Origin of the sequence: Cupriavidus sp. CuC1, assembly GCF_044627735.1 — a bacterium.
Taxonomy (GTDB): Bacteria; Pseudomonadota; Gammaproteobacteria; order Burkholderiales; family Burkholderiaceae; genus Cupriavidus; species Cupriavidus ulmosensis.
This window is the reverse complement of the sequence record NZ_JBIUHC010000006.1, coordinates 42,471-52,381: the sequence shown is the minus strand read 5'-3', so window position 1 is coordinate 52,381 and position 9,911 is coordinate 42,471. Positions and strand designations below refer to the sequence as shown.

Annotated in this window: 12 protein-coding genes and 2 pseudogenes; 6 read left to right on the top strand and 8 right to left on the bottom strand. The window is 65.2% G+C overall.

Annotation, left to right across the window (positions count from 1 at the left end; translation table 11 throughout):
• Positions 1 to 28: 28 nt before the first annotated feature.
• A pseudogene (locus ACGLHR_RS04025) lies at positions 29 to 421 on the top strand (MFS transporter); the annotation flags it as partial.
• Positions 422 to 461: 40 nt separating this feature from the next.
• Here the strand turns inward: ACGLHR_RS04025 and ACGLHR_RS04020 are convergent.
• The 7 genes and pseudogenes from ACGLHR_RS04020 to ACGLHR_RS03990 form a co-directional block, all read right to left on the bottom strand.
• A complete protein-coding gene (locus tag ACGLHR_RS04020) occupies positions 462 to 902 on the bottom strand; it encodes a response regulator (protein ID WP_400092067.1) in 441 nt (146 codons plus the stop codon).
• Positions 903 to 959: 57 nt separating this feature from the next.
• Positions 960 to 1,256, bottom strand: coding sequence for a XapX domain-containing protein (locus ACGLHR_RS04015; RefSeq protein ID WP_400092066.1), 297 nt, complete (start codon positions 1,254 to 1,256; stop codon positions 960 to 962).
• 49 nt (positions 1,257 to 1,305) lie between these two features.
• A complete protein-coding gene (locus tag ACGLHR_RS04010; RefSeq protein ID WP_400092065.1) occupies positions 1,306 to 1,746 on the bottom strand; it encodes a DoxX family protein in 441 nt (146 codons plus the stop codon).
• Positions 1,747 to 1,762: 16 nt separating this feature from the next.
• Complete coding sequence (locus tag ACGLHR_RS04005; RefSeq protein WP_400092063.1) at positions 1,763 to 3,628, bottom strand: amidohydrolase; 1,866 nt, start codon at positions 3,626 to 3,628, stop codon at positions 1,763 to 1,765.
• 136 nt (positions 3,629 to 3,764) lie between these two features.
• Positions 3,765 to 4,586, bottom strand: coding sequence for an alpha/beta fold hydrolase (locus tag ACGLHR_RS04000; protein WP_400092061.1), 822 nt, complete (start codon positions 4,584 to 4,586; stop codon positions 3,765 to 3,767).
• A gap of 48 nt (positions 4,587 to 4,634) precedes the next feature.
• Positions 4,635 to 5,321 (bottom strand): hydrolase, encoded by a 687-nt coding sequence (locus ACGLHR_RS03995; protein ID WP_400092058.1) that lies wholly within the window; start codon positions 5,319 to 5,321, stop codon positions 4,635 to 4,637.
• 198 nt (positions 5,322 to 5,519) lie between these two features.
• Positions 5,520 to 6,100: pseudogene (locus ACGLHR_RS03990) on the bottom strand (MBL fold metallo-hydrolase); the annotation flags it as partial.
• A 334-nt stretch (positions 6,101 to 6,434) separates the two neighbouring features.
• Here ACGLHR_RS03990 and ACGLHR_RS03985 point away from each other — a divergent pair.
• A complete protein-coding gene (locus tag ACGLHR_RS03985; protein WP_400092199.1) occupies positions 6,435 to 7,037 on the top strand; it encodes a response regulator transcription factor in 603 nt (200 codons plus the stop codon).
• Between the two features lie 122 nt (positions 7,038 to 7,159).
• Here ACGLHR_RS03985 and ACGLHR_RS03980 read toward each other — a convergent pair whose 3' ends face one another.
• Positions 7,160 to 7,486 carry a DUF3693 domain-containing protein gene (locus ACGLHR_RS03980; protein WP_400092057.1) on the bottom strand — a complete coding sequence of 109 codons (327 nt, stop codon included), beginning with the start codon at positions 7,484 to 7,486 and terminating at the stop codon, positions 7,160 to 7,162.
• 249 nt (positions 7,487 to 7,735) lie between these two features.
• Here ACGLHR_RS03980 and ACGLHR_RS03975 point away from each other — a divergent pair, with 249 nt between their 5' ends.
• The 4 genes from ACGLHR_RS03975 (at position 7,736) to ACGLHR_RS03960 (ending at position 9,894) form a co-directional block, all read left to right on the top strand.
• On the top strand, positions 7,736 to 7,942 hold the full coding sequence (locus ACGLHR_RS03975) for a hypothetical protein (RefSeq protein ID WP_400092055.1): 207 nt from the start codon (positions 7,736 to 7,738) through the stop codon (positions 7,940 to 7,942).
• Entirely contained in the window at positions 7,939 to 8,157 is a 219-nt protein-coding gene (locus tag ACGLHR_RS03970) for a hypothetical protein (RefSeq protein WP_400092053.1), read from the top strand. The genes ACGLHR_RS03975 and ACGLHR_RS03970 overlap by 4 nt, the downstream gene beginning before the upstream one ends.
• A 185-nt stretch (positions 8,158 to 8,342) precedes the next feature.
• Positions 8,343 to 9,413: a hypothetical protein gene (locus ACGLHR_RS03965; RefSeq protein ID WP_400092051.1), complete on the top strand. Its 1,071-nt coding sequence runs from the start codon at positions 8,343 to 8,345 to the stop codon at positions 9,411 to 9,413.
• Entirely contained in the window at positions 9,406 to 9,894 is a 489-nt protein-coding gene (locus ACGLHR_RS03960; RefSeq protein ID WP_400092050.1) for a hypothetical protein, read from the top strand. The genes ACGLHR_RS03965 and ACGLHR_RS03960 overlap by 8 nt, the downstream gene beginning before the upstream one ends.
• Positions 9,895 to 9,911 lie beyond the last annotated feature (17 nt).

The following is a 9,911-nucleotide window of genomic DNA, read 5'->3' as shown; positions in this document are numbered from 1 at the left end:
GCAAGGGTAGGCGTGGCTGCGTGGGGCGATGTTGATGTCGGTTACAAAATTATTTTGCGGGATGCCGCGTGGCGCTCGGCTTCGCCCGATCGTCGCAAAGCCCGCCATCGCCGCGTATCGCAATTGTCCGATGGACCCCGACCCGCTGATGGTGGCCCTGGTGCAAGCCGCGGGCAGCCTGCCAATGTTCCTGTTCGTCCTGCCTTCCGGGGTGCTGGCCGATATCGTCGACCGGCGCCGCTACCTGATCTTCGCGCAGCTCTGGATGCTGGCGGTGGCGATAACGCTGGACGTGCTGGCGCTGGCCGGCCTGGTCAACGCCCATGTGCTGCTGCTTGCCGCGTTCTTGCTGAGCACCGGCGCGGCGATGAGCTCGCCGCCGTTCCAGGCCATCGTGCCGGAACTGGTGGAGAAGGCCGACCTGCCACCGGCGCTTGCACTGAACTCGCTGGGCATCAGCATCAGCCGCGCCCTGAGCCGGGTCGGGGCAGGGCGGCCTGCGGACGCCGCTGCAACTGCCCGGCAATCTCGAGCACCAGCAGGACTACCAGCACGGCGGCCACGGCGAACAGGGCCGAGAGGCCGACCTGTCGGCGCCCTTTGCGCGCAGCTGCGCTTGCGGCGCGCTGCAGGTAGCATTCTTTCTGGAAAGCCGTCATGAAGATGACGGGGATCGACAGCCCGCGCGTGCGCAGGGCCTCGCATAGCGCGAAGCCGTTCATCGTGGGCATCTGCACATCGGTGACCAGGCAGGATATGGCATCGATGGTGCGGGACTGCAGCAGGTCGTTCCCGCTTGCATGGAGTTCGACATCCATGTCGATGGAGCGCAGCAGGCTTCCCAGGGCTTGTCGGACAGCAGCATCGTCGTCGACGATGGCGATGACCGGGGTAGGTGTCACACGATGGATGCTCCTTGGTTGTCAGGCTGCCGTGCTGGCTCCAGGTGCTCGCCGGACTCAGTGCGAATCGGCGGCATTGTGCGACGCTGGTGCTACTTCATTGCGGGCTGCGGTCAAGGTTGCCGGCCCAGGCGCACCAGTGATCTTGGGTACGCACTCCGCGTGGAACCAGGCAGCGGTGACGGGCTCGCCCGCCAGCATGCGCTTGATCGGCGGCACCACCTGCTCGCCGATCAGCATGCCGAGCAGCCCGATCAGCGCGACCACGGGCGGGGCGGGCGAGCGGACCTGCATCAGGGCGTAGATGATGCCGACCAGGATGCCGGCGCCAAGCGAAACGATATAGAGCTTCATTGCGTTCCAGTGTTGAGGATGTGTTTTTGGATTGGCGGGCCGCCGTGCTTCATGCTGGGCGCGCGGCCGCGCGCCGGGAGAGGTCTTCCCACGCCACCAGCACGAAGCCGCCGACCAGGCCGATATGCTCGAAGAAGGCATTGGCCAGCATGAACTGCTCGGCCGGCGGCGCTGCCCAGAAGCGGTTGGCCAGGAAGGTGGCCATCAACGTGAAGGCGGCCAGTGCGAGCGCGCCGAGCCAGCGGTACCAGCCGCACAGGATCATCAGCGACGCACCCAGCTCGAGCACGATCACCGCGGCGGCCAGCGGCGCCGCCGGCGCGAGGCCGAAGTGCTGCATCTCGGCGATGGCGCTCGCGAAGTCCATGGCCTTGACCAGGCCACCTTGCAGGTAGGCGGCGCACAGCGCCAGCAGCGCAAGCCAGCGCAGCCAGGACGGCAGCCGCACGGCACCGGCCGCCGGGTGAACGGTGGAAGCGGGGCGGTTCATGTCGCGTCTGCCTGGTTCAGAAGGCCCAGCACGAGCAGCCGAGCGCGCCCCAGAAGGTACTTTCGTCCGATGCAGGCACACCGGCGGTCCACGCGTTCGCATGGCCGTGGCCGTGCACGCCGCAGGCGCTGGCGCAGCCGCACGCGGTGTTGAGTGCGAGCGCTTTCGCCTGCGGCCGCGGCTGGTAGCCCCCGGCATGACGCACCGGCGACCAGTCCGGCATGGCGGGCGGCAGCGCCGGCGCGAGCTTGTCGAATTCGCCGTCGCCGTACACCACCTTGCCGCCCAGCACCGTCATCATCGAAGTGATGTCCTGGATCTCGTCCCCGGGCACGCTGAAGTAGTCGGCGGAGAGCACCGCCAGGTCGGCCAGCTGGCCGGCCTTGATCTGGCCTTTCTTGCCTTCTTCGGAGGAAAACCAGGTGTTGGCTTCGGTCCACAGCCGCAGCGCGGTGTCGCGGTCGAGCAGGTTGGCCTGCGGATACATCGACAGCCCGCCCACTGTCTTGCCAGTAGTCAGCCAGTACAGCGACACCCACGGGTTGTACGAGGCTACGCGCGTGGCATCGGTGCCGGCGCCGACCTTGACGCCGCGCTCCAGCATGCGCTTGATCGGCGGCGTGGCCTCGGCCGCGCGTGCGCCGTAGCGCTCGACGAAATACTCGCCCTGGTAGGCCATGCGGTGCTGCACGGCGATGCCGCCACCCAGCGCCGCGATGCGGTCGATGTTGCGGTCGGTGATGGTCTCGGCGTGGTCGAAGAACCAGTGCAGGCCGTCGAAGGGCACGTCCTTGGCCACCTTCTCGTAGACGTCCAGCGCGCGCGAGATGGTCTCGTTGTAGGTGGCGTGCAGGCGCCAGGGCCAGCGGTTTTCCGCCAGCAGGCGGATCACCGGTTCGAGGTCGCCTTCCATCGACGGCGGCATGTCGGGCCGCTCGACGCGGAAGTCCTCGAAGTCGGCGGCGCTGTAGACCAGCATCTCGCCGGCGCCGTTGTGGCGGTACAGGTCGTCGCCCTGGCCAGGCTTGATCTGCTTGGACCAGCCGCTGAAATCGCTGAGCTCGTCCTTGGGCTTCTGCGTGAACAGGTTGTAGGCCAGGCGCACCGTGAGCTGCCCGTCCTTGTGCAGCTCCTCGATGATGTGGTAGTCCTCCGGGTAGTTCTGGTAGCCGCCGCCGGCGTCGATCACGCCGGTCACGCCCAGGCGGTTGACCTCGCGCATGAAATGCCGCGTGGAGTTCTTCTGGTACTCGGGCGGCAGCTTCGCCCCCTTGGCCAGCGTGGCGTACAGGATGGTGGCGTTCGGCTTGGCGAGCAGCAGGCCCGTGGGATTACCGGCCTTGTCGTGCACGATCTCGCCGCCGGGCGGATTCGGTGTGTCCTTGGTATAGCCGACTGCACGCAGCGCGGCGCCGTTGAGGATGGCCCGGTCGTACAGGTGCAGGATGAACACGGGCGTGTCCGGAGCCGCCGCATTCAGCTCCTCGATGGTCGGCAGGCGCTTTTCGGCGAACTGGTGCTCGGTGAAGCCGCCGACCACGCGTACCCACTGCGGCGCGGGCGTGCGCGCCACCTGGGCCTTGAGCATGCGCATGGCGTCGGCCAGCGAGCGCACGCCGTCCCAACGCAGCTCCATGTTGTAGTTCAGGCCGCCGCGGATGATGTGCATGTGGCTGTCGATCAGCCCGGGGATGGCGCGCCTGCCTTGCAGGTCGACCACCTTGGTGGTGGTGCCGGCCAGTTGCATGATCTCGTGCCGGGTGCCGACGGCGATGAACTTGCCGTCGCTGATGGCCACGGCTTCGGCCTGCGGATTGGCGCGGTCAAGGGTGGCGAACTTGCCGTTGACGAGGATGAGTTCGGGTGTGCTGGATTGGGTCATGGCGAAACTCCGGCTGGCAGCCGCCGCGCCCAGCGCAGCGGCGCCGGCGATGAACTGTCGGCGGGTCGGTGAGAGGGAAGACGGGGAGGAGGGCAGGCCGCCCCGGCCTGCCATGGGGTCGCGGGACGGCATCCTGTCAGGCGGCCAGGAAAGCCAGCAGATCGGCGTTGACCTGGTCGGCGTTGACCACGCACATGCCATGCGAGGCGCCCGGATAGATCTTCAGCGTGGCGTTCTTGACGAGCTTGGCGCCCAGCTTGGCCGAGTTGTCGATCGGCACGATCTGGTCGTCGGCGCCGTGCAGGAACAGGGTCGGCACGTCGATCTTCTTCAGGTCTTCGGTGTAGTCGACTTCCGAGAACTCCTTGATGCAGAGGTATTGGCCGTAGGCGCCGCCAGTCATGCCTTGTGCCCAGAACGCATCGATGGTGCCTTGCGAGACCTTGGCCTCGGGGCGGTTAAAGCCGAAGAACGGCACCGCCAGGTCCTTGTAGAACTGCGAACGGTTCTGCGCCACACCCTTGCGGATGCCGTCGAACACATCCATCGGCAGGCCGCCGGGGTGGGCCTCGGTCTTCAGCATGATAGGCGGCACCGCGCCGATCAGCACCGCCTTGGAGACGCGCTTGGTGCCGTGGCGGCCGATGTAGTGGGCCACTTCGCCGCCGCCGGTGGAGTGGCCGACCAGCGCCGCGCCCTTGAGGTCCAGCGCCTCGATCAGAGCGGCCAGGTCGTCGGCATAGGTGTCTATGTCGTTGCCCTTGGCGGACTGGCTGGAGCGGCCATGGCCACGGCGGTCGTGGGCGATCACGCGGAAGCCGTGCTGTACCAGGAACAGCATCTGCGCGTCCCAGGCGTCCGCATTGAGCGGCCATCCGTGCGAGAACACGACCGGGCGGCCGCTGCCCCAGTCCTTGTAATAGATTTGGGTGCCATCCTTGGTCGTGATGGTGTTCATGCTGCGTGCTCCAGGCGTATGGTGGGATGCGGCGTGGCCCTGCGGCTCTCAGCGGGCCGGCACCGGGGCGATGGATTCGTGCGGCGTGGCGGTGCGCTGCGCGGCCTTGTGCACCATGGTATAGGCGTAGTCCACGCCCATGCCGTAGGCGCCGGAGTGTTCCTTGACCAGCTTCATCACGGCGTCATAGGTGTCGCGATGCGCCCAGTCGCGCTGCCATTCGAGCAGCACCTGCTGCCAGGTCACCGGCACTACGCCGGCCTGCACCATGCGCTGCATGGCGTAGTCATGCGCTTCCTTGCTGGTGCCGCCGGAGGCATCGCCAACCATGTAGATCTCGTAGTCGCCTTCGAGCATCGCGCACAGCGCGAAGGTGGTGTTGCAGACTTCGGTCCACAGGCCGGCGACGACAACCTTCTTGCGGCCGTTGGCTTTCAGCGCGTCGCGCACCTTCTGGTCGTCCCACGAGTTCATCGAGGTGCGTTCCAGTGTCTTCTGGCCCGGGAACACGTCGAGCAGCTCGGGGTAGGTGTAGCCGGAGAACGACTCGCTCTCCACCGTGGTGATGGTGGTGGGGATGTTGAAGATCTTGGCAGCCTTGGCCAGCCCAACCGCATTGTTCTTCATTGCCTGGCGGTCCATCGACTGCACGCCGAATGCCATTTGCGGCTGGTGATCGATGAAGATCATCTGGCTGTTTTGCGGAGTCAGCACTTCGAGCTTGGAATTGGCCATGATTCTCTCCTGAAATTGGGTTGGCAAGAGCGTGCAGACACGGTGCGGCAGCTCCCGAGCGAAGGCTAAACCTGCCGGCTGCGCATCGCCATTGTCTGTACGTATTAGTTCACTATCGTCGGGGCGTATGCGGGCTTGGTCGGCCGCGGCCGGGCGCGCGGCTCATCGGCCCGGGTCCGGGAAGTTCCTTGTGTAGTTGGCCGGAATCCAGTAGTCGGCGTCGCGTTTGCTGACATGGACGGTGGCGTTGGGAAAGGCCATGCGGCCGTTCAGGATGACGCCGCCGACATGGTCGGCGTGCAGGTGGGTCAGATGCACCGCGTCGACCTGTTCGGGCCGGTAGCCGGCGGCACGCAGGTTCCCCAGCAGATGACCGCCGTCGGCGCCGTAGAGGGCGCCGGCTCCGCTATCGATCAGGACCAGCCTGGCGCCGGTGTTGATCAGGAAGGCAATGATGGCGCCTTCCACCGGGGCCTTCAGGTGCGCCGCCGCCAACAGCGCGTCGGCTTCGCCCGGGCTGGCCTCGGCCAGGCTACCTGCGCCGTGCCGCCGGCTTGGCCGGTCTGTCTGGCCAACACTTGCTGCACCGGAAACGGATGGGTGCCGTCGAGCAGGGCGGTCACCTCGAAATCTCCCAGCATCATGCGATAGAAGCCCGGCGCCTGTGTACGCACCTGCGGGGCGGCGGCCAAGGCATCGAAGGAGAATACGGGTGCTATAGCGATGGCTGCGGCAAGCAGCGCGGCCGCACGCCATGCGGGAGAGGGTGCGCACGCCATGGGACGATTCCTGGTTGCCGGAGTGAGCGCAAGGCTAGGGGGAGGGGCAAGGGGCGTCTATTGTCCTTTGGTATGAGGCGGTCATGCCGGCGAGCCTTGCCCAAGGCAAGAGCCAACACAAATTCACAATGCGACCACAGCCGTGGCGTAGGCTGCCAACGGTTATGTGAACGGTTATGTGGCCTGGTTCCCCCGCACAGCAATCGATGGGATGACGCGACTGCTGGTGCTGCAGGCGCCGCAGGTACTTTTTTTGAGCGGAATGGAGAAGTGGATCGTGACATCCCAAAGCCTGGAATGCGCCGAGCTGAGTGCTCGGGACGAAGGGTTGGTGATGGTCGTCGACGACGATGCCGTGCTACGCGATGCACTGGGGAATCTGTTCCGCTCGGTCGACATGAACGTCGCACTGTTCGGCTCGGCCGCGGAGCTGCTCGCGTACCAGATGCCGGATGTGCCTTGTTGCCTGGTCCTCGATGTCAGGCTGCGTGGCCCGAGCGGACTTGACCTGCAGGCGCGCCTCGGTCAATTGGGTATCCATGTGCCGATCATCTTCATGACCGGCCATGGGGATATTGCAATGACCGTGGCAGCGATGAAAGCCGGTGCGGAAGACTTCATGGCCAAGCCGTTGCGCGACCAGGACTTGCTCGACGCCGTATCGGTGGCGCTCGAGAAGGATCGCCGGCGGCGCGAGGGCATGCGCCAGGTCCAGATGCTGCGCGCCAGCTTCCAGACCCTGACGCCGCGCGAGCCGGAGGTGATGGCGCTGGCGGTGTCCGGGCTGATGAACAAGCAGATTGCCGCCGAGATGGGCATCAGCGAGGTCACTGTGAAGATCCACCGCGGACAGGCCATGCGCAAGATGAAGGGGCGTACCTTTGCCGATCTGGTCCTGATGGGCCAGCAGCTGGGCGTCTGCCACGCCAGAATCTAGGCCAGGCGCACCCCATGGCGGCAAGCCAGGGCAGAAAAGCCGGGTGGCCCCGGGGAATCTGTTGATGGGCATAATCATCATTTAACATAATCCTCAGACCTTCCGGAAAATGGCTCCGCAGGCTAGGCCAGTACTAGGTTCTGGCCCATCCGGGTGTGCTTGCGGAGCGGATCAAAATTTAGGGCGAAGCGGTCCGCCAGGGACGCCCACATTTGCCGTACTTCGGGATTCTTCGTGCGCTCCGCATGCGCAGCGGTCGCAACAGCGGCAGGGTCAATATCAAGCAAACGAGCCACTTTCAGGGCCGTTTCGTCATCAAAGCCGGCATGGCCGTTGCGATACTTGCTCACCGAGGACCGTGTAATGCCAAGCTGCTTGGCAATGGCGTAGTCGGACGCGCCGCCGAGCTTGCGGCTCACTGCATCAAGAAATTCAAGCGTAGTTTTCATCACTTACACCCCTTTAGAAGTACTTCACCCGATCCAAAGCATAGTCAACGGTCACGCTACAGGCAACGTATCTCGTAACGAAACGTGTCGCAGTAGTTGACCGTTTCCCGCCGGGAAACTATAGTCCACCCCAGACGCGCCGCCGCCTGGAACCCACCCGCCAGGGCCGGCCTGATCCGCTGGCTGGCGGCGCCTCTACCTCCGATGGGGGGTTCTCCCAAACAGGGTGGGGAGACAAAGGGGTGTGACATGACGTTACAAATTTCCACGTTTGAGTGTGAGCGCGAAGACCTGATCGGCCACGGGCACGTGATCGTTAGGGGGGATGGCGTATTGACACATTTCAACTTTGCGCCGGAATTCGGCATCAGCAAGTCCGAAGCCGAGCGGCAGGCCAAGCTGTTCGTGGCGGCCATGGAGTTCGTTGACCAGCGAATCGTGGAGGCCGCGCAATGACCACCATGCCCACGCGCGTCGAGATGCTGATCGAAGACGTCCGCTCCGCGACCGAGAAATACCCCTATAGCAGCGTTCATTACCTTGCTGGCTACATCGGCGGCGCCTTAGACCCTGACCGCAAAATGACGCCCGAGCAAGGCGAGGAGCTGGCGGCGGCGCTCGAGGCCTGGGCCATTGCCTTCGCCGCGCATAAAGCCAAGCTGGGGCGCTGACCATGGGCACGTATCAGTTGTGCACCTCGCAAACCTGCATCGTGCGCCGCACCTGCCGGAACCATGCGCAGCGGCCTGAAGCGGGCCATTCTGACTTCTCCGATGGGCTCGAGTGCCCCATCACGTGCAGCTGGTTCACCGAGGCACGGCAGGCCGCGCAAAAACTGCCGGAGGGCGTTTGATCCATGCCCGCGCTCAAGCTCAACGAGGCCGAGCTCACGGCCTTGTCCGGCATGGACTACGCCGCGATCTGCATGTACGTCATGGCGATCCGTCCGCGCATGGACTTCCGCACCGGGGCCGTTGGCCTCGCTCCCCGCATCTCCTGGCAGGCCCTCAAGGAGTGGCTCTACATCGAGCCACGGCCCGGCGTGAAGGCCACCATCCCCAGCATAGAGGCAATCCGTCGCATGGCGCTACAGCTCGTTAAACACGGCCTGGTGCGCATCGGCTCACGGGAGAAGCAGCTCGTTTTTTTCTGTCCGCTCGCCGACACGGATAAAAACGTCCGAAAAAAAGCCGACAGTAAGCCGACAGGTCAATCCGACAGACAAGCCGACACCTCACAAGGCAATACCGGAGCGGGTTTCAGGGAAGAAGCCGACAGACAAGCCGACAGACCTGAAAACGCGAAAGCCGACACACATCCGGATACCGGTAAAACCTTAAACCCTTCCCCCCCTACCCCCCAACGGCTTCGCCGCCGGGGGGAGTATCAACAGCCCCCCACGCCTACGGCGCGGGAGGGAGAGCTAGACCCCCAAGACCATCGCGACGCAAGGACGCACCGGCTCTCAGAGCAACGCCACGAGGACACAGGTGCGGTGGGGGAGGGCGCTTCGCGCCGGCTTGCAAGGGATGGGGGTTCGATCGCTTGGGCCGATCGGTTGCATTGGCCGGTCGACATCGCGCAGGCCAGGAGAGCCGCTATAGCGAAAAATTTGGACGGCCTAGACCCTGGCCTATCCCAAGCCGTTTTAGACGAATGGCGGGGCTGTATGCAGGCCGGAGGCATACGCGCACCGTACAAGTTCCTCGCTAGTCTCGTGGACAAGGCGAAAGCGGGCGACTGGATCCCCGATCACGCGGACCGGATCCGCGCGCAGCGCGAAGCCGCCAGGGCGGCGGCCGAAGCCGCGGCGACGCGCGAAGCGGCGTTTTCTGCCGAGGTTGCGGCGGGCCGCGCGGGCAAACCGCCGGGGCGCCTGGCCGACCTGGTGCGCTCGAGCGCGCAGAAAGGGGTACGTCATGCGTGATGCCGCCGACAACGTGACCGCCGAGCTGCTCGAGCTCGAGGTGAAGCGCCGGCCGGGCCGGCCGCGCAAGGCTGGCGCGATGACGAACGCCGAGCGCCAGGCGGCCTATCGCGCGCGCCTCAAAGCCGATGGAATTTCGACGTATGCCCGGCCGGGCGTTCCCGACCTGGTGCACCGCCACGCCGACGCCGACGAGCTCGAAGAGTTGCGGGCCGAGCTGGAGAGCGCCAAGGCCGAGCTGGCCGAAGCGCACGAGACCATCGATGAGCTCAACGATGAGCTCATCGAGCTGCGCAAGGCCGCCAAAGAAGACCAGGCGCTGATTAAGCGGCTGCAGCGTGGGCTCTCTGGATCGATCCAGGCGTGCAACGAGATGCAGCGCGAGCTCGAGGCAAAGCCAAATTCCGTTACGCCTCGAGTAGTGACGAAAAATATCCCGGAGAGCGAATGGCCGTTTCCCGGGGAGCCGTCCGCCCGCTAAATCCGTTACGCGTAACA

Bases quoted from the DNA above. Each gene is read 5' to 3' on its own strand.
- ACGLHR_RS04015 (WP_400092066.1), bottom strand. From the start codon at position 1,256: ATGAAGCTCTATATCGTTTCGCTTGGCGCCGGCATCCTGGTCGGCATC.
- ACGLHR_RS04010 (WP_400092065.1), bottom strand. From the start codon at position 1,746: ATGAACCGCCCCGCTTCCACCGTTCACCCGGCGGCCGGTGCCGTGCGG.
- ACGLHR_RS04005 (WP_400092063.1), bottom strand. From the start codon at position 3,628: ATGACCCAATCCAGCACACCCGAACTCATCCTCGTCAACGGCAAGTTC.
- ACGLHR_RS04000 (WP_400092061.1), bottom strand. From the start codon at position 4,586: ATGAACACCATCACGACCAAGGATGGCACCCAAATCTATTACAAGGAC.
- ACGLHR_RS03995 (WP_400092058.1), bottom strand. From the start codon at position 5,321: ATGGCCAATTCCAAGCTCGAAGTGCTGACTCCGCAAAACAGCCAGATG.
- ACGLHR_RS03985 (WP_400092199.1), top strand. From the start codon at position 6,435: ATGGTCGTCGACGACGATGCCGTGCTACGCGATGCACTGGGGAATCTG.
- ACGLHR_RS03980 (WP_400092057.1), bottom strand. From the start codon at position 7,486: ATGAAAACTACGCTTGAATTTCTTGATGCAGTGAGCCGCAAGCTCGGC.
- ACGLHR_RS03975 (WP_400092055.1), top strand. From the start codon at position 7,736: ATGACGTTACAAATTTCCACGTTTGAGTGTGAGCGCGAAGACCTGATC.
- ACGLHR_RS03970 (WP_400092053.1), top strand. From the start codon at position 7,939: ATGACCACCATGCCCACGCGCGTCGAGATGCTGATCGAAGACGTCCGC.
- ACGLHR_RS03965 (WP_400092051.1), top strand. From the start codon at position 8,343: ATGCCCGCGCTCAAGCTCAACGAGGCCGAGCTCACGGCCTTGTCCGGC.
- ACGLHR_RS03960 (WP_400092050.1), top strand. From the start codon at position 9,406: ATGCGTGATGCCGCCGACAACGTGACCGCCGAGCTGCTCGAGCTCGAG.